This is a genomic window from Holdemania massiliensis AP2 (assembly GCF_000327285.1).
Lineage (GTDB): Bacteria > Bacillota_I > Bacilli_A > Erysipelotrichales > Erysipelotrichaceae > Holdemania > Holdemania massiliensis.
Window position 1 is genome coordinate 724,258 of the sequence record NZ_HE998567.1, and the last position, 26,267, is coordinate 750,524.

A 26,267-nucleotide genomic window follows, 5' to 3' on the forward strand; every position below is an offset into this window, starting at 1 on the left:
CACCTTATTATAAACCAAGGCTTAACCATAATCCGATTTTTATTCGATCCGGTGGGAAAGAAAGCGTCTCAGGACTCCCTGTCAGACACAATCGGAAGCTCAAACCAGAACACCGAGCCCTGACCGACCTCGGACTTCACGCCGTATTGGGCATGATGCAGCTCCAGGATTTCTCTGACAATCGCTAAGCCGATCCCGCTGCCGGCGCTGGAACGCTTATGCGTCTTATCGACCTTGTAGTAACGATCCCAGATGTAGCTCAGCTTATCCTCGCTGATCCCTTCGCCATGATCCTCGACTTCCACGCGAACCCGAGTGCCGTCGATGCTTTGGCGGATCAGGATCCGTTTGTCCTCCAGCGAGTAATTGATTGCGTTGTTGATGAAGTTATACAGCACCTGTCCCAAACGATCCGGATCGGCGTTAACCCATACCGATTCCTGATGCTCAAACTGAATATCAAAGCCATCCTGCGTCATAAACTTTTCATAGCGGTGCAGCACGGTTTCAATCAGCTGCGTCAGATCGAAATGCTGCGCATGCAGCTCAATCTTGTTTTCCTGCAGCTTGGACAGATCCAGCAAATCGTTGACCAGATTGGACAGCCGGTGGGCTTCGTCAATGATGACCTGAACGTTCTCCGGTGTATTCTCACCCGGCAGATCCCGCATCATCTCGCCATACCCGCTAATCATCGTCAGCGGCGTGCGCAGATCATGCGAAACATTGGCAATCAGATCCCGCCGCATCTGATCGACCTCTTTGAGCTTACGCGTCGTGTGGTTCATCGTATCGTTGAGCTGTGTGATTTCCTTATACCCCTTGCCGGTAAAGACGATATCATAGTTGCCTTCCGCCATCTGCCGGGCACTTTGGTTAATATTGACAATCGGTTTGACAATCCGTCGGGACATCAAAAACGCCAGTCCCACCGAAGCGACGATGACGATCATTGAAATATAGCCAAGCTGGGTGCGCAGCGTTTCCGTCGTGGCATTGACCGGAGAAATGTGCGTATTCACCATGATGATGTTTTTCTGATTTCGGCGGCCTTCGACAACCTTAAAATAAATCAGATTGCGGGAACCCTGCTTATTGGAAAACAACAGATTTCCGTTGGACAGCTCGCTGATCACCTTTTCCGACTGAATGTCGAGATACGAGCCGCCGTTGGCCTCGGCCTTGGCTACATATTGCGCGATGTCGCTGTCATTCAGATTATAGATCTGACAGCCCATCGTATTGGTCGTTTGAATCTGAAAGATCCCATACAGAACGCGGATGCAGGCGTCGTTTTGGCGAGCCTGCTGGGCGACAATATCCGGCAGCTTATCGCTTTCCAAATTCGCCGCCAGCGTGTTGCCGATTTTTTCGATTCCTTCAATTTTAAAGCGCTGATAGAAGCTGTCCAGAAACACGACCTGAAACAGCCACAACAGAGCTAACAGGGCAATGACAAACGCAAGCAGATACTTGACAAGCTTCCACTGCAGACTAGTTTCCGTTTTCAAACCGATAGCCTACCCCTCTGAGCGTTGTGATATAGCGGCTGTATTCCCGCAGATTCTTGCGCAGCAGTTTAATATGCGTATCCAGCGTCCGTTCATCGCCGAAAAAATCATAACCCCAGACATTCTGCAGCAGCTTTTCCCGGGTTAAAGCGATCCCGCGGTTTTTCACAAGATAGAACAACAGGTCATATTCCTTCGGCGACAGGTTGAGCTTCTCGTCCTTGATTCTGACAATCCGACCGGTAAAATCTATTGTCAGATCTCCGATTTTAATCATTTCTTTTTTCTCACTTTGGGATGTCCGCTTGAGAATGGCATGAATCCGCATCATCAGCTCCTTGGGTGAGAACGGCTTGACGACATAGTCATCCACGCCCAGATCAAACCCATGGATCTTATCGTATTCCTCGCCCAGTGCCGACAACAGAATGACCGGTATGTTTTCATGGGTTTTGCGGATCTCCCGACACGCTGAAAAACCGTCCAGATTCGGCATCATGATATCCATGACGATCAGATCATAATTCTCCTTCATCGCCTTCTCCACGGCTTCCAGCCCATCGCAGGCTTCATCCACCGCAAAACCTTCATATTCCGCATATTTGCGGATCATTTCGCGAATTCGCTGCTCATCGTCCACCACTAAGATTTTGATCATTAGGATGCACCTCCTGATTTCTTCTTTATTTTACCCTGAAGATGTGAATTTTGAGTGAATTTTATTCCGGCTGCTTCAGCGAATTGACAAATTCCTGCCATTTTTCGTTTTTCTCAATAAAGATCGTCCCCTGGCTGCGGCGCTGGGAATCATAGAATGCAATCGTCATGAATTCCTCCGAGGATACCGGGGCTTTCTGCAGCTGGGCCGGCAAGTTCTCGCTCAGCCATTGAGACAGGCGCAGATTAAAGCTTTCATAGTCCAATTCACTCTGCTGACGGATCAGTTCCAGCTGGTTATCATACATGCTGAAATAGTCCAGGAACCGGACATTGCCTGCATAGACTTTTAAAAACTGCTGATTGACAATCGAGCTGTACAGCTGAAAAACCGACTGGTAGCGAAGCAAATCGATACTTTGTTCCGTTCTTTCCCCATTGACAAACGAAATCAGCGCCAGATTTAAGAAACAATAGGCATCATCGGCTTGCCGGCACGCGATCTGCTTTGTTTCATGCAGCAGATCGGAGAAGCTCTGCTGCTGTTGTTCCTGCTGCAAAAGCACTGCCAGCTGCCGGACCTGTTCCTGTTCTAATCCGGCTGAAACGCCGTTGGCTTCAACCCAATAGATTGACTCCGGATTCATGCTGCGAAACAACAGCTGATACTGATCGTTTTCGCCTAACAGCGTTTCCAGCTGTTCGACATAGTCCGGTGAAATATTAACGTAGAAATCAGAGTAGCTGCGATCTTGGTAAAACCGCACGATCATATTGACGGAACCTTCGGCATAATCGTTTTTTGCCCCGCTTTGGAAAACGAGCTGAATCAGTGCAGGATCATTCAATTTCAGCTGAAGCAGCGCCTCATACTGTTCAGTTCCCATGAACGAGGAAGGCGCCATCGCAATTGAATTGACTTCTTCAATTGAAATTTGCTGCGCTGCCTCGCGGCGAACTAAAATCCGCATCGGAAAACGAATTAGCGACGCAATCACAACCACTGCCAAAAAACTCAGGAGCGTCCGACGCAGACTAATCAGTTCACGCCGTGCCAGATAATCGTAAAGATGATATAAAATTAACAGAATCCCCGCATAAAGCAAGGCGGAAATCCAGTCTTTCATTCCTAAAGTGTAGAAGAACGGGACAAACGCCGCAATCCGTACGGCTTCGTGAGCGGTCTCGCTGATGAATGAAGTTTCCGCAACTTCCACCTTGCGTCTAAGAAACGCCCAATAGCCCAATCCCGAAGCCGCAATCAGATAGCCAAGCATGATCCAGCAGCGGCTGTAGCTGAACGCTGTGTGATTGTTGTAATCAGTCACCCGAAATGACTGGCGCATGCCGGAAAGACTGCTGATCAGTTTGTCAAACGCAATGTAGGGCAGCGTATCGATCCGGCCCTCATCCTGCACGATCCGCATGGAGTAAGGACTGGTCAGCGTTTCCGTCGCCTTCTGATTGGTATATTCCAGCTGGGAAAACTGATCATAGTTGTAAAATTGTGTCTGAAACGTATAGTGAAACCAGCCCGGCAGCAGCGTCAGCACCGCGATCAGCACAAACTGCACAAATCGGTTGCCGGTCAAAGCAACGGAAAGACAGCTGATGGAGTACACCATCGCCATGCTTAGACTCCACAGGATCAGAAACCGCAGCACGATGCCGTTTTCAACGATCAGCTGCGGATTGCGCAGCAGCGTGATGTGCAGGATCAGCGAGGCGACCAGCACATTGATCAAAAGAAAGAGCATGCCCCCAGCCCAGTTTGACCAATACAGCGTTTTGCGCGGCACCGGAGAGGAAAACACCAGGTCGCTTTTTTTCTTGCTGAAAAGAAAATCAAACAGCGTAGCGCAGGCCGCTAACGGAAGCAGGAAGCAGGCTAAGAAGCTGACAATCCCGGAAGCGGCAGAAAAACTGATGACCTGCATCACCTCTGGATTGTGGCTGAGCGAAAAGCAATTGATCAGAATTCCCGCCTGATAAATGATCATCGCGACCAAAAGCAGTCCCTGAGCACTGCGGAAATTCTGCCAGAACACTTTGAAATTAAAGACGGAGCGAATCGAACTCATAGCCGTATCCCTCCATTTCATAAATAAACACTTCTTCCAGCGACAGCGGAAGCAGATCAAGAATAATCGGCTGCTTGCTGCGCAGAACGTCAGTCACCAGCTCGCGGTCGCCCTTGACGATCATCGTTGCGATCGAACCGCTCTTTTTGTAATACAGCACCTTGAGCTGACGGAACTCATCCCGATCAAAATTCTTGTTCGGCAGGGCGATCTGGACCTTAAACATTTCTGTTTTCAGCGAATCAATATCGCTCTCAAACATAATCCTGCCTTCCACTAACAAGCCCATGTGATCGCACAAATCTTCCAGCTCCCGCAGATTATGCGAGGTTAAAAGCACCGTCGAATTGCGCTGGGCAACGTCCTCCGACAAGACGGATTTGACCAGCGACCGCATGACCGGATCCAAACCGTCGAAAGTTTCGTCAAAAAAGAAATAATGCGCGCGTGTCGACAGCGCTAAGATCAGCGCGCCCTGACGTTTCATGCCCTTGGAAAAATTCTGAATCCGCGCACGGGTATCCAGCTTGAAATGATCACACAGCATCTGGAACCGATGATGATCGAAATGCTCGTACAGACTGGCATAGTAATCGGCCATCATGCGGAAATTATAGTTGGGGAAAAAATACAGCTCATCCGGAATAAAGACAATTTCCTTTTTGATCTTTGCATTGTCAAATACCGCTTCGCCGTTGATTTCCGCTTTTCCTTCACTCGGCTGATACACCCCTGCCAGCATTCGCAGAAATGTTGATTTGCCCGCGCCGTTGGCTCCGACCAGACCGTAGATGCTGCCCTCTTTGATGCTGCAGTTCATCTGCCGGATTACGGTTTTATTGCGGAATTTCTTGCCGAGATTTTCTGCGACAATCATACTTTCACCTGCATCCGGCGTTCAACAGCCGGCTTTACCCAGCGGGATGTAAACTGCTGATCCAGCAGCTCCATCAAAATGCAGTCATGCCATTGCCCGCCGATCTTTTTCGCCTGATGAAAACGGCCGCATTCTTCAAAGCCGACCTTCTTATAACAAGCGATCGCCGGCCAATTATACGAATAGACCTCCAGCCGAACGCTGTGACAGTTTAAAAGGTTCAGGCAATAATCACACAGAAGGCTTAATGCTTCCGTTCCGCAGCCTTGATTGTGATAGCTCTTTTCGCCGATCATGATCCCGACGCTGGCCCATTGATTGATCTGATCCCAGGCAATGATACCACAGGTTCCAATCGGCTGCTTGCTGTCGCGCGCTATGATCAGAAAATCCCGTCCGCCCTGTTCCATGGATCTGAGTATTTCCGCTTCCTTATCCAAGGTGATATTGGAAGCCGCCAGCGTCGTTCCCAGCGTCACTTCCAAATCATTGATCCAGCCGGCAATCCGTTCATATTCACGGCTGTCCAACGGTGATAAAATAACTTTTTCACCGATCATTTTCTTTAAGTTCATCGCAATCTCCTACCTTTGCTTCTTTCATTATAGCTGAGCTGGGAAATGAAAAAAAGGCTCAATTTCTTAAGCCTTTATGACAGGATCAATTTTAGGAATGCTTACCGCAGCTGCAGCTGTGGCCGGCTTGGTGATCATGATGATGCGAACAGGCGGCCTGCGGATCATCCTGCAGTGAACCCTGCGCGTAGTTCTGCAATACCGTTTCCGCCTTTCCGCTCACGCCGCGGACAACGGTGATGCCCTGAGCTTTCAGCGCCTGATACGCGCCTTCGCCCATCCCGCCGCATAAGCAGTCTGTCACTCCATGGGCCTTCAAAAAGCCAGCTAGTTCGCCATGCCCCTTGCCTTCGGTCGGGACGACGGCGCTTCTGAGAATCTTTCCGGTTTCCAGCTCAGCGATCAGAAATGCCTGCGTCTTGCCAAAATGTCCGAAGACCTGTCCGTTTTCATAAGGAATCGCTGTGACTTTCTTCATTCGCTGATCAATCCTTCCAGCTTTTCCGCGGCCTTGTTCATCCATTCGCCCTCAAAGTCCTCAATCCGGCCGGCATCACACAGACTGGCAAACTGTGGATTGATCGGCAGCTGCGCCAGAATGTCCAGACCTTTCTGCGCTGCAACCTCATCCAGCTTGCTGTGACCAAAAACTTCGATTTTCTTGCCGCAGTCCGGGCATTCCAGATAGCTCATGTTTTCAACGACGCCCAGAACCGGAATGTCCATCATGTTCGCCATATTGACAGCCTTCGCGACGATCATCGAAACCAGCTCCTGCGGTGAGGTCACGACGATAATGCCGTCCAACGGAAGCGACTGGAATACGGTCAGCGGAACATCCCCGGTTCCCGGAGGCATATCGACAAACATAAAGTCGACATCTGACCAGATCACTTCGCCATAGAACTGCTTGACCATGCCTGCCAAAATCGGACCGCGCCAAATTACTGGGGATTCTTCATTGTCCAGCATCAGATTGACCGACATGATCTGAATCCCGGTCGAGCTGACCGCCGGCAGAATGCCATCGTCATTGCCATACGCCATCCCATGAATGCCGAAAACCTTCGGAATGGACGGGCCGGTAATATCGGCATCCATAACCGCGCTCTGATATCCACGCCGCTGCATCGTTGTGGCCAAAAGCGATGTAACTAAAGATTTGCCTACGCCGCCCTTACCACTGACGACGCCGATAATTTTACGGATCCGGCTGTTCGGATTGGGTTTTTCCAAAAAACTCTGGGGCTGTTGGCGGCTGGCACAGTTCGCGCTGCAGCTACCGCAGTCGTGATTGCATGTTTCACTCATATCTCAGTACCTCAATTCTTTTCTCACGGTTTGTATTATATCATTTCTGCGCCGAACAATCCAACGCTGTGCCTGAATTCTTTGCATTTTCTGCAGGCTGCGGCACCGGTCAGCTTGTTCAAAAGGATAACCGAATAAATAAATGTCATGACCGCATCCGGCTAGCCGCAAAATGCTTCATCCGCTGACCCCGCTGTTCATCTCGAAATCAAATCCTGGACGCTTGACCAAGATGTATCTCAGCTTCTTCTTGTCTCAATCCCATGATGAAAGCAAGACAAGCCGCGGGCTTTCAGCCAGGCTTAAGCAAACAAAAAGGCTCCCTAGGGGAACCTTATTTCATCCATGGTGACTCGTACGGGATTTGAACCCGTGAATGACGCCTTGAGAGGGCGCTGTGTTAACCGTTTCACCAACGAGCCAGTGCTTAATCATTATAGCTTATCTAGCTCACAAATTCAACAAAAAACGGCGCGAAATTTGCACCGTTTTTCCTTGGGGTTCTGACTTATTTCGCTAACGCCGTCTTTGCGGTCTCAACGATAGCCTTAAAGCCCTTCTCGTCATGAATCGCAATTTCCGACAACATTTTACGGTTGATCGTCACGCCGGCCAGCTTTAAGCCGTGCATCAGCTGAGAATAACTCAACTCATTCATTCTTGCTGCCGCATTGATACGTGCGATCCACAGTTTGCGCATATCCCGCTTCAGCTGCTTACGTCCGATATAGGAGTAACGCAGAGAACGCATGACCTGTTCATGAGCTGTACGATACAGCAGGTGCTTCGAGCCGAAATAGCCCTTCGCTAACTTTAATGTTCTTTTTCTTCTTGCGCGGGTAACAGTTCCGCCTTTTACTCTTGGCATGTTCTAACGTCCTCCTCTAATTAATCCTGAATCAGGTACTTGATCCGCTTCATGTCCGTTTTATCGACCAACGCCGGCTTTCTCAGCTGTACCTTCTGTTTATGTGTTTTGTTCGCTGCAAAGTGAGAGATATAAGCATGGCTTCTCTTCAGTTTTCCGCTGCCTGTTCTTTTAACACGCTTTGCCAGCGCCTTTTTTGTTTTCATCTTTGGCATAATCAAGTCCTCCTATACTTTTTTATTTCTTCTTCGGTGTCAGAACTACAGACATCGTATTGCCTTCCAAAGCCGGAGCCTTTTCCACAGAAGCAATATCTGACATCTGTTCGACGAAGCTATTCATAACCTTTTTGCCGACCTCCAGGCGCGTGATCAAACGGCCACGAAAGCGCATATCGATCTTGACCTTCATTCCATCCTCAACCCAGTTGCGGGCCTGACGAAGCTTCGTATCAAAATCATGCGTATCGATAACCGGGGATAAACGCATGGGTTTTACCTCCGTAACATGCTGATTCCGTTTCGCCTCTTTCGCTTTTTTCTGAGATTCAAAACGATATCGTCCGTAATCTAGGATCTTGCAGACCGGCGGATTTCCATTCGGAGCGACACACAGCAGATCCAGTTCATAATCGTAGGCTTTTTCCAGGGCTTCCCGGCGCATCATTACGCCTAACTGCTCACCTTTTGGGCCAATGACTAAGACTTCCTTGAAACGAATGTTTTCATTGACCAGATCATCGTTGGTCATGACTTTCTTGCTAATAAACGACACCTCCATACTGCAAAAAAGCAGGTACTCCTAGAATACCCGCTTCTACTTACACAGTTCTCTTTGTGTTTGCAGCGTCAACCCAAGTCTGACAGACATCAGGTGAGAAGGGGCACTTCTACTTTCTACATACTTTTTCTTTGCTTGTTTACTTTACCACGGAACACGCTGCTTGTCAAAGGTTTTTTGATCAACATTTGTTTTGCCGCATGGGCTTCGAAAATCAGCGTTCCATAAAGCGATGCAGGGCTTCCGCCTGGCGTCGCCCATCCTCAAGACCTTCGCAATACAAGGCGTGCAGTTCGCTGCGGTCTTTTTCCAGACGGCCAATCGTCACCGGCTGCTGCGGCTGGATCACAAACACCTTGCCCTGCTTGCGCAGATCCTCGATTTCATCCAGCGTTTTATTGTAGTGCAGATGGCGCGTTTCCATCAGCTCGATCAGCTTGGGATAACGGCGGTATTTCGCTTTGATCAGCGGCATCAGTTCATTCGGTCCTTTTCGATATCCGGCACATTGGGTCAGCACGATGACGTTCTTTTCACAGCCCAGGCGCATCGCTTCCTTCACTGGAATGGAATCGCTGATTCCCCCATCCAGATATTCCTGACCGTTTACTTTCACAGTGCGCGAAAGCAGCGGCAGAGAGCTGGATGCCTGCAGCCAGACGATATCCTGATGCAGATCTTCAATTAGGGGATATTCCGCTTCCCCGCTGGCCAGATTGGTGACCACCGCCCGAAACCAGCCGCGCCGCTGCGCATAGACTGCGTAATCATAGCGGTCCAGCTGATTGGGGATCGTATCATAAAGCATTTGCGCGCCGAAGAAATCACCGGTCTGCAGCCACGAACGAACGCTGCAGTAGCGCCAGTCATGAAGATAGCTGACATTGACGCGGTAAGCCCGGCCGCGCTGTTTCGACAAAAAGCTGGCGGCATGACAGCTGCCGGCAGAAACACCCAGCGTACCGTCAAAATCCAAGCCGGCATCTAAAAACGCATCCAGCACTCCTGCCGTATATACGCCCCGCATGCCGCCGCCTTCCAGAACCAATCCAATTTTAGTTTCGCGCATGCACTATTCACCGATCCTTTCTGCCTTTAATTCATCGTATCCGGTTAATGGATCCGGACTGCGGGTCAGCCGCCACTCCTTTAAGTGCAGCAGCACAATTTCCGCAGTCGTATGAACGAGACAGCCGGACGTCAGATGTCCGCCGAAGGTCTGCAGGTTTTGATCACAGACGCTGATACGAACATGCATCCCCTGCTCGCTGATCGTCCCGCTCAGCGAAACGATTTCGGCATCAACCTGTTTTTCATGTATCGTTTCGCCGTCCGCCATCCGAAACCGGACATGGCTTAAACATCCAGCACAGGCAACAATGGCCGCGGCCTGAATGTGATGCTGATTACAATAATCTTCGATGGTTTCTGCCAGATCCTGCCCCGGCAGAACTCTGAAACATTCTGTCTGCATAAATAAAATCCTCTTTTCTGCCGCAGGCGGAACCTCACTGCCTTCAGAGGACAGGCAGCGGCCAAAGCTCCGCTTTTCAAAAGAAAAAACCGGAATCCAATCCGGTTATTTGTTAAAAGAGAAAGCCCACAACTTTGACGTCAACCAGATTGCATTTCAGGCTGGTCATCTGCAGAATATTCTGATAAATCCGATCCTGCAGCGCTTCACAGACCGCGTTCACGTTGGCTCCGTATTTCACTTTGATTTCCGCCATCACGTTTAAACGGTTGTTTGCGATTTTGCATTGAATCGGTTTTTTCAGAGTTGTCGGTTCAATTGCGTAAGCCTGGTCGACATCGTCCACCGAGATCTGCGCAATCGTTTCAAATACGCCTTTGGATAAGGCAATCAGGCCTGTGCCTTCGTCTTTTTCTTTAATTTGAATATATTCCTGAGCCAATTCATTCACCTTCTTTTGTTCCTATTATACCAGAGAAATCTGAAGTTGCCAAAGAAAATGAAACAGGGTTCCACATTTTAACAGCGGCTATTTGAACGTGACTTCCGGTACCCGCTCATCCTGCAGCTGATCGGCGGCGATCTTCATGATCTTCGACGCGTTCTGAACGCCCGCCAAAGTTTTCGGACAGCCGATCCGAACGACTTCCGTTTCCAGCTCCGCCACGCAGCCGCTCATTCCCGCCTCGCTCAGCGCCGCGACGATCGCTTCTTCAGTCTTCTTGTTTTGTTCTACCTGTCCCGCCTGCTGCAGCGCGTTTTGTTTTTCTTCGGTGCTGGCCGAAGGCGAGGCGACAATCGATTGGGAATTCTGGGCCTGGGCATTATGTTTGTCCTGCAGCTGCTGCTGCATGGTGGCCAGGGAATCCTGATCCTCGTTTTGTCCGGTTAAAAGCTGATCGGGATTTAACTGTCCCTGATCGGCCGGCAGCGTTACATAGTAGATTGAAAGCATCAGAATCAATGTAAATAAAGTGAGAAATGCAAATGCCTGTTTATTCATATCACGGCCTCCTGCTCACTTGTACTGTATGCTGCAGGCAGCGGGGTTATGAGTGATTTGAAAATCAATAAAACAAGGCGCAGATCTTATGCTTCAAATGCGCAAGAATGTCTTTGCGCTGCAGCTGATATTCTTCCGCGCTGCCCAGCGCTTCGTCCAGATGATCGATCTCCTCATGGAACAGCTCCATGATCTGAAGCAGACGGTCTTCATGAATGATCTCGACCTTGCCGACCTCGACCATCGCCTCTCCGACGCTTCTTAGCAGATCATCGCGGATCGTCTGAGCGCTGACACTGTCAAGCGACGTAAACTTTTTCTCATACCAGAAACGGTTGACGATCAGCGATTTCAGCACCTCGACAAACATTGTAAAATCCTGAATGTTGTTGCCCGGCTGAATCGCAAACAGCATTACAAAGAAAACATGCCATTCAAAATCAATGTTGATGATGCTTTGCCAATACCGGCCCAAAACATCACAGAACGGATCGTAATGGACAAATTCCTTTTCCAGCGTGATCGGTTCGGTAAAGTCAAGATCGCTGATTTTCAGCAGGTTGAAATGTTCAAAATATTCGACCATTTTCTGCTGCGGCTGATCCGACTGAACAAAGTCCTTGATATAAATATACTGGCTGAGCACAGCGCTGCATTTTTTGAAATCGGTCGTAAAGCCGATCGACTCAATCATTTTAATCGCATACAGATCACTGATCGACTTGGCCATAAACATCTTGAAGCCGCGTTCGCTCATGCCGATGTCCTTGTCTTTATTCTGATTCAGAATCTGTGTATACACAATTTCCAGCTGATGATCAACGACATCCAGATTATCGCGGATTGAAGCCAAAATGTCTTTCATAAAGCTGTCAAACATCACATACTGCGTGTTCTTATAGACGACCTGATGTTCAATCTCGCTCCAGAAGGAATGCACCATGGATTTGATCTGCAGCTCAAAATTGACCTTGCGGCCGTTAAACAGATAATAGCCGTCGATCCGATAGATCGTAAAGCCGTTGCGCTGCAGCTGCGGCTGGGGCATTGCCAGATTCAGACAGAGATCAGGATAAAGCATACATTGAGCATACTCCTGGCCTTCGACAAAGCTGAAATGATGGCGAATCGCCTGATAGATTCGATTTTCATCGCTGATGAAGCGGCATTCTACGGTTAAGCCGATCAAATCAGGCAAAAAGTTCAGCACTTCCTCTCCTGTTGAAAACTGCAGGTAATATTTGTTGCGGATCATTTTTTCCTTGAGCGAGCCAATTGATTTAATCCGCGAACTGAACCCGACGACATAATCCATATAGTCTTCCAACAGATGTTCAAAGCAGCCTTTGATCGCTCCTTCGACATATTGATAAGACGGGTTGTTCAGTTCAAGCAGCTTGACCGAATCATCGATCAAATCAAACAGTTCAAGACGCATGGGATCAGCCTCCTTCAGCGTGTACGCAGTCCTTTGGGATATTTATTTTTAATCACGGTGCCGTCGCTTTTGCCAAACCCGACAGGATAGCCCTCATACATCAGGCAAAGATAACCGCGCGGGGCCGGGATCGGCAGCGGCTGTCCCTGCAAATAACAGGCCAGCTCCTGTTCGTTTAGCGATATGGTTTTGGTCAAACGATCCTGAAGCAAAGCCGACAAATAGAAATGATGGTGCGGTTCCACCCGATTTTTGACGATTTCCCCGGCCATAATTCCCTGCCGCAATACCGGGATTTTCTTCAGCTGAATAAATTCGTGCCGCATCAGAGACAGCCGGTTCTGTTCCAGATGAACATGTAGATCCTTGTATGTTTTCAGCTGATCCTTAAGAAAGGCTTGGACTTCCGGCGACAACTGCACACTTTTGGCGGTTTGCAGCCGGGCTTGGGGCTGGGGTGAAATCTTGCGCAGCTTGGCGATGAAATGGCCTTCACCCTGATCCATTGGAAAAATTCGGCGTACCTTCGCACCGTCGACCCGACCTACCGATAACCCTGGCCGGCCGAATTCCACGCCGCAGTCCAGCAGCTCCATTTCCGGATGACGCCGCAGAAATTGATCGATAACCTGTTCATTTTCTTCTGGGGCATAGGTGCAGGTGGAATAGACAAGAACACCCTGTTCTTTCAGACATACCACGGCCGATTCTAAAATTTTCTGCTGGCGCAGGCTGCATGCCCGGACATGTTCAACACTCCAGTCCGTCATCGCCTGATCTTCTTTCTTAAACATGCCTTCCCCGCTGCACGGAGCATCGACCAAGACTTTATCCATCAGGCCGCTTAACTGCGGGCATAATTGTTCGGGGGAAGCGTGCGTAATCAGTGCTTCGCTGACGCCCAGCCGTTCCAGATTGCTCATCAGAACCCGTGCCCGTCCGCCGTCAATTTCATTGGCGATCAGAAAGCCCTCCTGTCCGATCCGGGCGGCAATCTGCGTGCTTTTTCCGCCCGGAGCAGCGCAGCAGTCCAGCACCCAATCCCCTGGCTGCGGATCCAGAATCGTCACGGCCGAGGAAGCGGAAGGCTCCTGCATATAGAACAAGCCCTGACGATGATAGATATGGCTGCCCAAGCCGGTTAAAGCGGAGTCCATCAGAAACCCTTCCGGGGCAAAGGGGGAAGGCCAGAGTCTGGCAAAACCGCGCTGTTGTAACGTCTGGGGATCAATCTTTAATAAATTAGCCCGCAGTCCGCGAAAAGGCGGCTGTTTCAATGTTTCAAGATAAGCTTCATAGTCATCCTTCAAAAGTATCTGCATCCGCTGCAGAAACGCCTCATTCATGGCCTGACTCCTGAAAATAATCCCGTACGCTCTGACGGTCGCGGTGCAGCTGATCGATCAGCTCATTTAAAGACGCGAATTGTTGTTCCGCCCGCAGCCGCTTATAAAAGCGCAGCCGCATCGGCTGATCATAGAAATTCTGCGAGCAGTCTAAAAGATGAGCCTCCACAGACAGCTGGCGCACAGGATTGCACGTTGGGTTATGCCCGATATTGATCATCGCTTTCCAGCATTGTCCTTCCCACTGCGCTTCACCGGCATAGACCCCACCTAACGGCAGCAGGGTTTCTTCATCTGTGATCAAATTGGCCGTCGGAAAGCCCCACTGGCGGCCTTTTTGCCGGCCATGACCGACAACGCCGCGGATTTCATAGGGATAGCCCAACAATCTTCCAGCTTCGGCAACCTCGCCCTGCTGCAGGCAAAGGCTGATGCGGGAAGAGCTGATCTTATCGCCGTGATCGTTGACCGCTTCGATCACGATAACCTCAAACCGGCCGGCGGCATCCCTGCGCAGCGTTTCCACACTGCCGCTGCCGAATTTCCCATAATGAAAATCAAATCCGCAGATCAGCGCTTTCAGCGGGCAATGGGTGACGAGCATATCAATAAACGCTTTCGGCGGCAGCTCGGCCATGGCCTTGACGAAATCGAGGATGATCACGCGGTCAATCCCCATCCGTCCCGCCAGTTCAATCCGCTGCTCCATCGTCGTCAGATGCTGCACCTTGCTCATTTTTCCAATCGTGATCCAAGGATCCGGGGAAAAGGTAATCAGCGCGCTTTCGCAGCCTGCGGCTTTGGCGCGGCTGACCGTTTCATCAATCAGCGCCCGATGGCCGCGGTGCAGACCATCAAAATAGCCAATGCAGGCACAGACCGGTCCGTCAATAATCTGTTCACCCTGCGTTCTTATCGTATCTACTTTCATTCCTGCTTCTCCTACCATAAACCTCTCAGACAGCGGTAAATTCCGTCAGCCTGATGTTCCATCATCGCCAAGACCTGCTGGCCTTCAACCACGGCGACGATCGGTTCCGTACTGTTCAAGCGCAGCCGCTTGCCGTTTTTAATATCCGGGATCTGCGCCGGTTCTGCTTCCACCAACGGCCATTGACTGGCAATCCCCTCATAAATTGAAACGAGCTGAAATTGGCCTTGCTTTACTTCATCCAAGGTCTGACATTGCGCCAGGGTGTAGCCGCAGGCTGCCGTTCGCGTCAGACTGCTCATCGTGCCGACGGTCCCTAACTTTTCAGCGATATCCTCGCATAAGGTGCGGACATAAGTCCCATTGGAACAAACGACGCGGAAACGAATCGTCGGCACCGTCTGCAGCAGTTCCATTTCAGTAATTTCAATCGGCCGTTTCTCGCGTTTTACTTCAATCCCTTCACGGGCGTATTCATACAGCTTTTTGCCGTCTTTTTTAATTGCGGATACCATTGGCGGCAGCTGCATGGATTTGCCTAAAAAACTATTTAAAACAGCTTCCAGCTGTGCTGAATCGACCGTCGGCACCGCTGCTGCAGCGATTGGTTTACCCCAGATATCGCCGGTATCAGTCTTGGTGCCCAGCGTCAGCTCAGCGATGTATTCTTTTGTTTTTCCTGACAAATACGGCAGCGCCTTGCAGGCCCGGCCTAAAAGGACGACCAGCACGCCTGTCGCCTGCGGATCCAAGGTTCCTGTATGACCGACACTCTTGGTGCCGGCCGCTTTGCGGACATGATAAACAACGTCAAATGACGTCATTCCTGCCGGCTTATTAATTAAACAAATTCCGTCCACTGTATCACTCCAAACTCCACGTTTCATTATACCAAGGGTCTCTTCCGTTTGCAAAGCCTATCGCGACATCCTCACCTATCTCCCATTAAAACTTCACCTGGGCTTCAAATAAAGCCTGTGCTATAATAAAGCGGAAATGCAGAAAATGCAGGAGGATGGACTATGAACGCAATGAAACAAATCTTAGGCTGTATCCGCAAAGCCGACCAGGACTATGGCATGATTGCCGATCAGGACCGCATCGCCATCGGTGTCTCGGGCGGCAAAGATTCGATGCTTCTGCTCTATTGTCTGCATCTGTATCAGCAGTTCTGCACGCGGATTCAAAGCAAACAGTTTGAAGTTGTCGGCATTCACATTCAAATGGGCTTTCCCAATATGGATTTTATGGAAGCTGAGAGCTTTTTCAGGCAGCGCGGCATCCGGCTGGAGCTGGTGCCCAGCCGGATTTACGATATTCTCAAGATCCAGTCCAATGAAGATGGATCGTTGAAATGCTCGCTGTGCTCTACCTTGAAAAAAGGCGCCGTTAACCGAGCAGCCAAGGACTTCGGCTGCACAAAAGTCGCGTTTGCCCATCACGGCGACGACGCTATTGAAACGTTATTGATGAATGCGATCTATGGCGGACGGTTGGCAACCTTCGCCCCAAAGATGTATTTGTCGAATGCGGAAATGCCGTTTATCCGGCCCTTCATCTATGCCCGTGAAAATCAGATCCGTGCCGCGGTCGGGGCCTGCGGCGTGCCGGTTGTCCCGTCGACCTGTCCGATGGATGGATTTACCCGCCGGCAGGATATGAAAGAAATGCTCGAACATCTGTATACCGAATATCCGATGGCCCGTGATAACTTTCTGTTGATGCTGCACAATGAAAAACAGCTCAGCCTGTGGCACAAAGAAAATCCCGAGGACGAAGAAGCGCTGATCAGTAAATCAAAATCTTAAAACCGTCATCCAGCCGCAGCTGGGCGGCGGTTTTTTGTTCATCCAGGATCTTATGTTCCTGCGCATCGCATAAAATTAACGGCTGACTCAAATCAAATTCCTCACGTATTTCCGCGGGGCACATCTCTTGCAGCCCTTCTACGATTTCCTGCAGCGAGAGTGTCGGATCCACGCTGCATTCAAAACGGGCGCCGCTGCAGACTAATTCAAAACATAGTAAAACTTCTTTTCCCATCTCATTCAATCTCCTTTAATCGCTGCATGGATTCCCGTTGGATCCACAGGCGATCCCAAGCCCCCAGTTTGGGGATGGGTGCCGGAAGCGGAAACAACAGCTGCTGATGCAGACCTGATCCTATCCATAAGGTCAATGAAAAATCGACCCGGCCGCGCCATGAACTTTGCTGCAGGGTGCGGGCGGAGCTGACTAACACAAACGGCGCTGCTTCTTCAAAGAAAGCCGCGATGTCCGCTTCTTGGCTGTTTTCAGCATCGACTACCGGATAAGGACTGCACCGCAGCTGCTTAAGCAATCCTTCAGCTCGTTGAGGTTCATTCAGGATGACCACTAAATGCTGATGCGGCTGCAGTGTGATGAACATCGGCGTGCACAGTATCGGATCAATGCCCAAAAATACCGCTTTTCGTTTCAGCCAGCGCGGCGGTATCCGCTGCGGCAGCCGCGGAAGCTGCCAGCGTTTAGGCTGAGGCTGCGGTAAATCCTGCAGCGGCAGGGCTTCAACAAAATCCAGGATGGCTGAAGCCTGAACCAGTCCCCGGCCCTTGGCCAGCGGTTTCGTCCAGGTCCGCTCCAGGGCATTTCCAAGACTGGCTGCGGATGCCGGCCCAAGAAAATAGCGGCGGCGTAAACTCTGGGTTAAACGCAGCGGCAGCCGGTTGACCAGCTTATCCGCACACAACAGATACAGATTCAGTGACGGGCCTTCTTCAATCAGCCGCTGAAACAATGCCGTGTTCTCCCAGCGTTCCAAAATCGCCCCCAGCTGCAAAGCAACGACAAACAGCGGAAGCTCAGCCTGCCGGCGCTGCTGCAGACCGCGGTCAAGCAAGGTGAAAAAACGTTCCAGCAATTCCGGCTGGCGCAGGGACAGCACTTCGATGACCGTCGGCTCCGCAAGCAGTTCAACCTGTTCCTCAAACGGATCCAGTATGATAAATTCAACCTGGTCGTCAAACCGGCTTCCGCTCTGGATCAAACATTGCAGAAAGTTTTGCTGCGCCATGCTCTCTTCGCTTAACAATAAACCGTGTTCGAGCGGATGAACAAGGATCGGCGTCTGACGATGTTGGGGATCATCAACAATCCCCAGCACTAATCCGGAAGCCTGTTTTTTTAAGACCGCCAAATCGGTGGCTTCCGGCAGCGGCGGCCACAGCGGTGAAGCAAACAAATTCCGCCGATCCGCCTCACGCAGCATGATTTCCATCAGCGCTTCACTTTGCCGAAGACTCGCATTCTTTCCCCGCTGTACTTCCCGGATCACTTTCAGTTGGGGATCAAGCCAGCGAACAGTAGGATCCGGTGTTTGCTTGCCGCCTAACCAGGCACATTGACCCTGGACTAGATCTTGCTGACTCAAAAGCAGAAACTGTCCTGGCCGGGTTAAACGCATCGCTTTGTCACAATGCAGAATTTCCTGACTGTCCTGTTTCTGGGCCACCTTCAGACACAGCTTAAAATTAAAATTCGACCACATCTGTTCGTCGACGACCCCGGCTGGCCGCTGTGTCGCTAAGATCAGATGCAGGCCCAGACTGCGTCCGATCCGGCAGATCTGAATCAAACCGCGCATAAATTCCGGCTGGGACTGTTTCAGCTCGGCAAATTCGTCAATGATCAGCACGCAATGGGCTAACGGCGGCAGTGATGGGTGATCCCGGCACAGCTGACGGTAATGATCCAGATCCGCTACCGGCTGTTTAAGCTTTGTCTGTGCTTGGGCAAAGCAGCGCTGGCGGCGCTCGCATTCCTGCCGCAGATAAATTAAGGACCGCTCGATATCGCTTTCTTCCACATTGCTCAAGGTCGCGCACAGATGGGGAATCGGCCGGCCTTTTAACCGCAGCTGTTCAATTAGGCTGCCGCCCTTGTAATCAATCAGGGCAAACTGCAGCTGTTGAGGACTGTAATGCCAAGCTGCCGATAACACCAGGGTTTCCAACAGCCGGCTTTTCCCGCTGCCGGTCATTCCGGCAATCAAGCCATGCGGTCCCTGCCCTTTCTCATGCAGATCCAAGATGACCGGCTGTCCCTGGACATCCAAGCCCAAGGGAATCCGCAGATGCGTCAAACTCGCCGTATCCTGCCACAGCGACTGGGCTATTCCCGGCTGCTTCAGTAGGCTTTGGAAATCCACCTGGATCGGAGAGGTTTTGCTTCGCTGAACATAGCGATACAGCGTTAGCGCACTTTCCCGAAAATCGCGCGCATAGCCGAAATCAACCTCAAATTCCTGGTTTTGCTTTTGTGTCCGGGTCACAATCCGACCATGCCCCTGTTCGATGAAAATGATTTGCTGGGCATTCACACGCAGCTCTGCCGATGTTTCAGCCAGCTGCCATAAGCTTAGCTGATCCCGTGAGTTACTGTCCAAAGCCGCGGCAGCCTCAGGATCGCTCACAATGACCCAAACCGGCTTTTCCAACACTTGAACCTGACGGCGTGCCTGATCCCAATCCTGCCGCTGTGTCCAGATTCGGCGCTGCCCCTGATCGTCGTAGATCTGCGGCAGCCAGCAGAGTGTTTCAAAGACCGGCTTAAAAATGGGGCCGATCCAGGCTAAAGCCACATTGTCCGGCTGATGGCGCACGCAGAAGGTCAATAAAATCGTATTCAAAAAGGCCCTTCGTGATTTTTCATCACAGATTAATCCGAGCCGATGAAAGGCAAAAACATCCCACTCTAGCGGTGCGCTGACACTCAGCCGAAATTGTTGGCGCCACTGCTCAAGCTGCATACTGAGCTTTTGATCGGCCTTGTTGTGCAGGTCCAGCTGATCCTGATCGATTTGCGGATTCAGCGTCAGCCGCTGCCGGCCTAAACTCAGCCTGCCAAACTGCGGATGGGATGGCTCAACATCAAAAACTGTCTGATCCGAAATCTGTTTCAATAAGCCTTCAGCATCTGGATAGCGGTGCATTAAAAACTGAACTGTTTCCTGAAGCTTCATCCGACAGATCTCTTGCCAATCCTTCAGCACGTCATCCAGCCAACGCTGCCGCCGGCGCTGATCGCAGACATTAAGAACATGATTGACCAACAGCTGAAGCAGCGGCCAGAACACAGCGGAGATCATCATGACCGCCGGCATGATAACCATCATACCTGCCCGCTGTCCCAGTGATAAGGCGATGGCCAGCGATGCCCCGCCCATCATCAGTGAAGGGCCAATCGTCATCACATTGAACGATAACGGTCTGAGTTTCACAGTCGGGGGGTGGGGCAGGATGAGTTTGCATTCAGGATAAACGGGATAAAACTGGAAGGCGAAATGAAACGGCAGCTGCAGCTTGTCCGGCGGCTGATACACCCAGTTTTTCAGCGCTTGACGGCACAGCGGTTTCAATTTGACTTTTAAATGACCGCCGGGGTTATTAACGGCGATGAACGCTGGATGAAGCAGGATCGTGACCGCCGCAAACTGCAGACGCATCCCTGGCTCCAAGTCAGTTTGCTTCTGATGAACGCCATTGACAATCATTCCCGGAAACATCGCCTTTTCCAATGCTGAATTCTGATCAAAATCCAACAGACCCCAGACCTCGGCCGGATCTTCCGCAGCCTTTGTCAGCGCGTCACCGCTCACGATCCAGCATCCCTGCGGCCGCTGATAAAGGGTGTATTGATCATATCCTGTTTCATCAAAATAATAGAAAAGATCGATTTTTTCATAAAACGGCAGGTAACACAGTTCATCATGCCGCTTTGTGATCCGGCGGCAGCGGCGCTGACTGTCCAAAAACTGCAGCGTATCGCTGAGCTGCAGCTGCCAGCCTTCCTCTTTATGCGTAATCGCCAGCACCCCGTCCTCTTCTATCGCAAAAAACAGTCCCCGCTTGGGATCAACATGGCGGATTTCCAAGCGGTGCTGCCACAGAATACAGATGATCATGATGCTGGTGTCCGCACGTGAATATGACAGCTCGTCTGATATGTTTGTGAAGCATCCTCAATCGTCACAATTGTATCGCCTGATCTTACTGCCCGAACCTTCCCCGTCTGGACGACCGTTGCGATTTCCGGATCCTCAACAGAATAAATCAGCTCCGTCAACGACACGCCTTCCGGCAGTCCGCGAACAACGATCTGAGCGCTTTGATTCGGATCTAAAATCAACTGAACTTCTTCCAGTTCAATACGGTCGGTTTTTAAAATCGGAACACTCGTCGGCTCGGCAGCCGATGTTTTCTTACCGCGGGTACAGCGATCGACGAAAATCCCGTTTTCCAGATGAGTGCGGCCGTGCGGATTCAGCGTCGCGTTGTTTTCATTCAGAATTGAAACCGTCTTGCCGAAACCCAGCTTTCCAGCCAGTGAATCAGAGGAATTGTATTCCAATTCCAAAATGCCATGAACGTTCAGATCACTGCAGAACTGCAATGACGCCTGCACCGGCTGATGATCCAGCGGCAGCTCTCCGGCATCGGTCTTCGTTTTCTGTCCTTGCTGATCAATCCACGCAGTTGTCCGCATTACCCCGCGCAATCCGCTCTGCAGTAAAAGATCCATGAGTGAAATTCCGGCGGCCCGAGCGGAAGTTTGGACCGCTGCCGTCATTTTCGCTGAACCCTGGAAGATGAAATCATGACGGTTTTCCAGCTGATGAATTGGCCGCAGCACGCCGCCGCGGATTTCCATGCCCAGACTGCCTTCCTGACTCAAAAGCAGTTCGATTTTGCCGCCGGCGTAACAATGCAGCTGCAGCGTCAGAAGCAGATCCACGATCGGAAACTGCGGTACCAGCAGCTTGATCCGAGCAATCGGAATGATCGTATCCGCCTCTTTGCGTGTGGTTGTAAACGAAGCTGTTAAGCTGGCCAACAGATCATGCGGATCAATACCGGAAAAATCACTGGTCAGGGTATTGGAAACGCCGCGGGTCAAGCCGGCTGACTCACTCATCGCAAAGTCCAGCTGCAGGCGACCGTTTTTCTCCGAACCGTTCCATTCAATCATGGGATGAAGATCACTCAGATCATAGTCCATCTGCAGTGTCGCACCGTTGTTCAGCTTTTTGGCCGCATGCACATGGATGCCGCTGGCCGTGATGCTCCAGCTCACCTGAGCGCCGCCGACTTCAAACTGCTGCCGTGCCAGGGCAAACTGCGGCTCGATCCGCTCCCAGAATGTCAGCGCCACCGGCAATAAAGAAGCGTTATCCTGTTGATAAGGTTCAATTTCAGCCTGCCGCCAGTCTGCGTCAAAATCCAGCTTAAACTGCATTTGAGAGAGCCATTGTTCAGGCTGTTCTTCATGCACAGAGGCGATAATCTGATCGGCGGTTTCAACGAAGGAATCCGCAATATAAATCTGGTTTGTTTGCGGATCGGTAAACCACAGCCCCCTCTGGCTTCCCTGATCTGGAGGCAATACAATCTGACCTTGTTCATTCGGGACTGCTTCCCCACCCCACAAAGCTGCCGCCGCCCAATCCAGCTCAGGTTCTGATTCAGGAGGTGTATTCATCTGCCGCATCAGTGCAGTCAGCGAAGATCGCGCCTCCTCCTCACTCAGCCAGCCCTTATTTTGGGACAAGAACCCCAGGGATTGGCAACGCTCCAGAGTTTCAGCCTTTCCATCATAGGCCTGAAGCAAATTCTGACAGGCCTCCTGCCGGGAAACCCGACGATGATCCGGTTCGATTTCTACACCCCAGGCCGCCAGCTGTGCGAGGCCGTCAGCGGAAGCGTCAAAAAACAACGTTTCCGCCAACATCTTCGCCCAATCGCTGCGCAAGACGCCGGCTTTTTCCGGCATGCAGCCCTGTGCCATAAGCAGCACGGTGAGCCCTGCCGCTGCCAGACTCCTTAAGCGCTCGCGCATACGCTAAAAGGAACCGGCATTGTTCTGAATCGTGGTTTCCAATGTGTCATAGCTGGAAACCGCCGTATCCAGAAACCGCGCATAGGATTCGATGATCTGCTTCTGTGTTTCAAACTGCATCGCAAACTGGTTGAACCGCTGCCGAATAGCTTCTGAACCATCGCTCTGCCAAACCATCGCCAAGTCATTCATCTGCTTTTTAGCCTCGATCAAAGTACTGTAAATTTGTTCGTTGCAGACACGGATGGCACCGGATGTTTCCTTTACGCCGGCTAATGAAATCTTCAAGCTGTCCATCTTTTCTCTTCCTCCCTTTTAATTGGCCAGTCCCCGGGCCTGGGCCGCCAGTTCTTCCTGCATCTGACGGTAACTGCGCGCCGAGGCTTTCAGAAATTCGCTGTACTGCTGCATCAACAGCTCAACCCGTTTGAAATCGTCCTGATAGCCCTGGATCTGGCTCGTAAAAGCCAGGTTGTCGCGACCGATCCAGCTGTTCGCGGCCATCAGCTCCACGCGCTCATACAGCCGCGCTACCGTCCGTTCCACCTCCTGCCGCAGCTGTTCAATCTGTCCGGCACAGGCCTCCAGTCGTGTCGGTTCTACCGCAATCGTTCTCATTGTTTTCTCCTTTCTGCACGCCCCTGTTATTAATATTGCGGTTTTTTTGAAAAAGCCCCCAAAAAAGGTAAAAATTTTTTAAAAAACACAAAAAAATCCTGCCTGATTGAATTCAGACAGGATTCAGCGTTATGCTTCGTTATTGATTTTGGAAATGATCGACTCGATGCGTTCGCCTTTTTCCAGCGAATCATCCAGCTTGAAAATCAAATCCGGAACCTTGCGGATTGAAAGCCGCTTGCCCAGCTCCGAGCGGATAAAGCCCTTCGCCCGGTTGAGCGCCTTCAAGCCCGCCTGCTTGCGTTCTTCCTTACCCAGGAAAGAAACGTAAATCGTAGCGTAGGAATAGTCGTTTGTCACCTGCACATCGGTGATCGTGACAAAGCCGACATTGGGATCCTTCAGCGAAAACTGAATGATATCCGTAACGTCCTTGAGAATAATCTGCGCTACTCGTTCTTGTTTGACAGACATGCGTGTCCCTCCTATTTCTTCAGGAAAAGCGTTTCCTTAATTCTGAGGAACCTCCTGATCAGCATAGGCCTCAATTAAGTCGCCTTCCTTAATGTCGTTAAAGTTCATAATCGTTAAGCCGCATTCATAACCGTTGGTCACTTCCTTAGCGTCATTCTGGAACCGCTTCAGCGAACCCAGCTGACCGTCGTAAACGACGATGCCCTGACGGATTAAGCGTACCTTGCAGTCTTTGACCAGCTTGCCGTCGGTGACCATACAGCCGGCAATCGTGCCGATCTTGGAAACCTTGAAGGTCTGACGGACTTCCGCCTGACCGATGACGACTTCTTCAAATACCGGCGCCAGCAGACCCTTCATCGCCAATTCCATTTCTTCCATGGCTTTGTAGATGATGTTGTGCAGACGAATTTCAACGCCTTCTTCTTCCGCCTTTTTGCGGACATTGGCATCCGGACGGACATTAAAGCCGTAGATCATCGCTTTGGAAGCACTTGCCAGCATGACGTCGGATTCGCTGATCGTACCGGCCGTCGAACGGATAACATTGACCCGGACACCCTTGACATCCAGCTTCTCCAGCGAAGACTTGACGGCTTCCGCTGAGCCCTGTACGTCAGCCTTGACGATGACCGGAATTTCCTGAACCTCACCGGCTTCAATCTGGCGGGCCAGATCATCCAGACTCATCGCGGAGCTGCTCTTACGTTCCTGTTCAATCTTGGTCTGGGAACGGCGTTCAGCAATCGCCCGGGCTTGTTTTTCACTGTCGAAGACCTTGAACATGTCGCCGGCTACCGGAACATCGTTTAAGCCGATAATTTCGACTGGGGTCGACGGCTTGGCTTCTTTGATTTCACGGCCGCGGTCATCGGTCATCTTTCTGACCTTGCCGAAGCAGGCACCGACGACGATGCAGTCGCCGGTATGCAGCGTTCCGTTTTGGACTAACAGCGTGACGACGGGTCCGCGTCCCTTATCCAGCTTCGCTTCGATGACCGTTCCGGTCGCATTGCGTTTCGGATTGGCTTTCAGTTCGCGCATTTCCGCAACGACCTGAATTGTTTCCAGAATATCCTGAACCCCTTCGCCCTGCTTGGCCGAGCATTTGACGAAAATCGTATCTCCGCCCCATTCTTCCGGCAATAAGCCCAGATCAGACATTTCATTCATGACCCGCTCCGGATTGGCGGCCGGCTTATCCATCTTGTTGACAGCGACGATAATTGGAACATCTGCCGCTTTGGCATGGTCAACCGCTTCCTTGGTCTGCGGCATGACGCCGTCATCCGCGGCCACGACGATGATACAGATATCCGTTACCTTCGCTCCCCGCGCGCGCATGGCTGTAAATGCTTCATGTCCCGGAGTATCCAGGAATGTGATTTTTTTGCTTTGCACGCTGACCTGGTAAGCGCCGATGTGCTGCGTGATTCCGCCGAATTCCCCTTCAACAACACGGGTTTTCCGGATCGTATCCAACAGCGTCGTCTTGCCGTGATCGACATGACCCATGATTGTGACAATCGCCGGACGCTGAACGAGATCCTCCGGATTCTCTTCCACTTCATCTTCCAGGCTGTCTTCATCAACCGGGATTTCCTTTTTGACTTCAACACCATATTCCATGCAGACCAACTCAATCGTTTCATCGTCCATGGAGCTGTTGATCGTCACCATCTTGCCCAGCATAAACAGCAGCTTGATGATATCGCTGGCATTGCGATTCATCTTCTGCGCTAATTCCCCAACCGAAATTCCTTCCTCGTAGGTAATGCTGGTCACGGCTTCCATCTTCGGCCGCGGGGTATAGGAATTATTGGAATTGTTGGATCTGTGATTCCGTCTTCCTGAGTTATTCCTTCTTTGTTGTTTAGCCAATACCTTCACCTCATTTCATCACTGCATCCTGAATAGCCCTTGCCAGTCCCTCATCGAGAATCGCCGCAGCGATCCTGCGGGGCTGGCCGAGTGCGGCTGACAGTTCTTCAGCCGTCCCTTCAACTATCCATTCCACGCCGTAGAAACGGCATTTATCCTGAATCTTCTTCTGCGCGTTGCTGCCGCAGTCGCTGCAGAGAAGAACCAGCTTCGCTTTGTTTTGGCGGACTGCTGCCAATACGCTGTCGCCGGTGACGACTTTGCGTGCCCGACAGGCGATTCCCAGCAATCCTAAAACCTTGTTATTCACCGAGAACCTCACGGATTCGGGCATACACTTCTTCCGGGATCTCGCATTCCAGAGCGCGTTTTAGACTTTGACGCTTGATCGCCAGCTCCAGCGCTGCCGCATCTCTTTTCAGATAGGCGCCGCGCCCGTTCAGCTTCCCGGTCAAATCTACTTCCACCGTGCCCTGCGGGGTTTTCACAATCCGCAGCAGTTCCTTTTTCGGACACTGTTCCTGCGTTGCAACGCATTTGCGCATCGGTATTTTCTTCATCGTACTCCCT

28 protein-coding genes and 1 tRNA gene are annotated in these 26,267 nt (G+C 51.0%); 1 reads left to right on the forward strand and 28 read right to left on the reverse strand.

The annotated features are described in order from the left end of the window. Positions 1–68: 68 nt before the first annotated feature. From BN162_RS03425 to truB, 19 genes are all read right to left on the reverse strand, one after another. A complete protein-coding gene (locus tag BN162_RS03425; RefSeq protein ID WP_020223673.1) occupies positions 69–1,511 on the reverse strand; it encodes a sensor histidine kinase in 1,443 nt (480 codons plus the stop codon). Beyond that, positions 1,495–2,169 (reverse strand): response regulator transcription factor, encoded by a 675-nt coding sequence (locus BN162_RS03430; RefSeq protein WP_020223674.1) that lies wholly within the window; start codon positions 2,167–2,169, stop codon positions 1,495–1,497. The genes BN162_RS03425 and BN162_RS03430 overlap by 17 nt, the downstream gene beginning before the upstream one ends. 61 nt (positions 2,170–2,230) lie before the next feature. Further along, positions 2,231–4,249 (reverse strand): ABC transporter permease, encoded by a 2,019-nt coding sequence (locus BN162_RS03435; protein WP_020223675.1) that lies wholly within the window; start codon positions 4,247–4,249, stop codon positions 2,231–2,233. After that, the gene (locus tag BN162_RS03440; RefSeq protein ID WP_020223676.1) at positions 4,224–5,126 is read right to left on the reverse strand and encodes an ABC transporter ATP-binding protein; all 903 of its coding nucleotides are present in this window, start codon (positions 5,124–5,126) and stop codon (positions 4,224–4,226) included. The genes BN162_RS03435 and BN162_RS03440 overlap by 26 nt, the downstream gene beginning before the upstream one ends. Then, on the reverse strand, positions 5,123–5,701 hold the full coding sequence (locus BN162_RS03445) for a GNAT family N-acetyltransferase (RefSeq protein WP_020223677.1): 579 nt from the start codon (positions 5,699–5,701) through the stop codon (positions 5,123–5,125). The genes BN162_RS03440 and BN162_RS03445 overlap by 4 nt, the downstream gene beginning before the upstream one ends. A gap of 91 nt (positions 5,702–5,792) precedes the next feature. Then, positions 5,793–6,179: a NifB/NifX family molybdenum-iron cluster-binding protein gene (locus BN162_RS03450; RefSeq protein WP_020223678.1), complete on the reverse strand. Its 387-nt coding sequence runs from the start codon at positions 6,177–6,179 to the stop codon at positions 5,793–5,795. Next, positions 6,176–7,012, reverse strand: coding sequence for an Mrp/NBP35 family ATP-binding protein (locus BN162_RS03455; protein WP_020223679.1), 837 nt, complete (start codon positions 7,010–7,012; stop codon positions 6,176–6,178). The genes BN162_RS03450 and BN162_RS03455 overlap by 4 nt, the downstream gene beginning before the upstream one ends. Before the next feature lie 346 nt (positions 7,013–7,358). Further along, positions 7,359–7,434 (reverse strand) — tRNA-Glu (locus tag BN162_RS03460). A gap of 86 nt (positions 7,435–7,520) precedes the next feature. Next, positions 7,521–7,880 carry a 50S ribosomal protein L20 gene (gene rplT / locus BN162_RS03465; RefSeq protein ID WP_020223680.1) on the reverse strand — a complete coding sequence of 120 codons (360 nt, stop codon included), beginning with the start codon at positions 7,878–7,880 and terminating at the stop codon, positions 7,521–7,523. A 20-nt stretch (positions 7,881–7,900) separates the two neighbouring features. Next, entirely contained in the window at positions 7,901–8,095 is a 195-nt protein-coding gene (gene rpmI / locus BN162_RS03470) for a 50S ribosomal protein L35 (RefSeq protein WP_020223681.1), read from the reverse strand. A gap of 22 nt (positions 8,096–8,117) precedes the next feature. Further along, entirely contained in the window at positions 8,118–8,660 is a 543-nt protein-coding gene (infC, locus tag BN162_RS03475) for a translation initiation factor IF-3 (RefSeq protein WP_040451135.1), read from the reverse strand. A 214-nt stretch (positions 8,661–8,874) separates the two neighbouring features. Further along, positions 8,875–9,729 carry a patatin-like phospholipase family protein gene (locus BN162_RS03480; protein WP_020223683.1) on the reverse strand — a complete coding sequence of 285 codons (855 nt, stop codon included), beginning with the start codon at positions 9,727–9,729 and terminating at the stop codon, positions 8,875–8,877. Between the two features lie 3 nt (positions 9,730–9,732). Next, positions 9,733–10,134: a PPC domain-containing DNA-binding protein gene (locus tag BN162_RS03485; protein ID WP_020223684.1), complete on the reverse strand. Its 402-nt coding sequence runs from the start codon at positions 10,132–10,134 to the stop codon at positions 9,733–9,735. Between the two features lie 112 nt (positions 10,135–10,246). Continuing rightward, a complete protein-coding gene (locus BN162_RS03490) occupies positions 10,247–10,585 on the reverse strand; it encodes an Asp23/Gls24 family envelope stress response protein (RefSeq protein ID WP_020223685.1) in 339 nt (112 codons plus the stop codon). A 78-nt stretch (positions 10,586–10,663) separates the two neighbouring features. Beyond that, positions 10,664–11,137 carry a SpoIIIAH-like family protein gene (locus tag BN162_RS03495; RefSeq protein ID WP_020223686.1) on the reverse strand — a complete coding sequence of 158 codons (474 nt, stop codon included), beginning with the start codon at positions 11,135–11,137 and terminating at the stop codon, positions 10,664–10,666. 64 nt (positions 11,138–11,201) lie between these two features. Beyond that, entirely contained in the window at positions 11,202–12,575 is a 1,374-nt protein-coding gene (locus BN162_RS03500) for a nucleotidyltransferase family protein (RefSeq protein WP_020223687.1), read from the reverse strand. A gap of 14 nt (positions 12,576–12,589) precedes the next feature. Continuing rightward, positions 12,590–13,921 carry an RsmB/NOP family class I SAM-dependent RNA methyltransferase gene (locus BN162_RS03505; protein WP_020223688.1) on the reverse strand — a complete coding sequence of 444 codons (1,332 nt, stop codon included), beginning with the start codon at positions 13,919–13,921 and terminating at the stop codon, positions 12,590–12,592. After that, complete coding sequence (gene ribF / locus BN162_RS03510; protein ID WP_020223689.1) at positions 13,914–14,852, reverse strand: riboflavin biosynthesis protein RibF; 939 nt, start codon at positions 14,850–14,852, stop codon at positions 13,914–13,916. Before ribF ends, BN162_RS03505 begins: the two co-directional genes overlap by 8 nt. A gap of 11 nt (positions 14,853–14,863) precedes the next feature. Further along, positions 14,864–15,739, reverse strand: a complete 876-nt coding sequence (gene truB / locus BN162_RS03515; RefSeq protein ID WP_020223690.1) for a tRNA pseudouridine(55) synthase TruB — start codon at positions 15,737–15,739, stop codon at positions 14,864–14,866. Between the two features lie 135 nt (positions 15,740–15,874). On the opposite strand from truB, the gene BN162_RS03520 reads away from it, so the two are divergent. Beyond that, the gene (locus BN162_RS03520; RefSeq protein WP_020223691.1) at positions 15,875–16,660 is read left to right on the forward strand and encodes a tRNA 2-thiocytidine biosynthesis TtcA family protein; all 786 of its coding nucleotides are present in this window, start codon (positions 15,875–15,877) and stop codon (positions 16,658–16,660) included. Here the strand turns inward: BN162_RS03520 and BN162_RS03525 are convergent. The 9 genes from BN162_RS03525 to rnpM all read right to left on the reverse strand — a co-directional run bounded on the left by BN162_RS03525 (position 16,641) and on the right by rnpM (position 26,257). Continuing rightward, positions 16,641–16,895: a hypothetical protein gene (locus tag BN162_RS03525; protein ID WP_020223692.1), complete on the reverse strand. Its 255-nt coding sequence runs from the start codon at positions 16,893–16,895 to the stop codon at positions 16,641–16,643. The two genes, BN162_RS03520 and BN162_RS03525, sit on opposite strands and share 20 nt — an antisense overlap. Before the next feature lies 1 nt (position 16,896). After that, on the reverse strand, positions 16,897–20,793 hold the full coding sequence (locus tag BN162_RS03530) for an FtsK/SpoIIIE domain-containing protein (RefSeq protein WP_020223693.1): 3,897 nt from the start codon (positions 20,791–20,793) through the stop codon (positions 16,897–16,899). Continuing rightward, positions 20,790–22,673, reverse strand: coding sequence for an Ig-like domain-containing protein (locus tag BN162_RS03535; RefSeq protein ID WP_020223694.1), 1,884 nt, complete (start codon positions 22,671–22,673; stop codon positions 20,790–20,792). Before BN162_RS03535 ends, BN162_RS03530 begins: the two co-directional genes overlap by 4 nt. Positions 22,674–22,727: 54 nt before the next feature. Next, positions 22,728–23,021 carry a pore-forming ESAT-6 family protein gene (locus BN162_RS03540; protein WP_020223695.1) on the reverse strand — a complete coding sequence of 98 codons (294 nt, stop codon included), beginning with the start codon at positions 23,019–23,021 and terminating at the stop codon, positions 22,728–22,730. 18 nt (positions 23,022–23,039) lie between these two features. After that, the gene (locus BN162_RS03545; protein WP_020223696.1) at positions 23,040–23,342 is read right to left on the reverse strand and encodes a WXG100 family type VII secretion target; all 303 of its coding nucleotides are present in this window, start codon (positions 23,340–23,342) and stop codon (positions 23,040–23,042) included. A 129-nt stretch (positions 23,343–23,471) separates the two neighbouring features. Beyond that, a complete protein-coding gene (gene rbfA / locus BN162_RS03550; protein WP_020223697.1) occupies positions 23,472–23,816 on the reverse strand; it encodes a 30S ribosome-binding factor RbfA in 345 nt (114 codons plus the stop codon). Between the two features lie 36 nt (positions 23,817–23,852). Beyond that, positions 23,853–25,697 (reverse strand): translation initiation factor IF-2, encoded by a 1,845-nt coding sequence (gene infB / locus BN162_RS03555; RefSeq protein WP_040451136.1) that lies wholly within the window; start codon positions 25,695–25,697, stop codon positions 23,853–23,855. Between the two features lie 10 nt (positions 25,698–25,707). Next, entirely contained in the window at positions 25,708–26,007 is a 300-nt protein-coding gene (locus BN162_RS03560; protein ID WP_020223699.1) for a L7Ae/L30e/S12e/Gadd45 family ribosomal protein, read from the reverse strand. Further along, entirely contained in the window at positions 26,000–26,257 is a 258-nt protein-coding gene (gene rnpM / locus BN162_RS03565) for an RNase P modulator RnpM (protein WP_020223700.1), read from the reverse strand. The genes BN162_RS03560 and rnpM overlap by 8 nt, the downstream gene beginning before the upstream one ends. Positions 26,258–26,267: the final 10 nt, after the last annotated feature.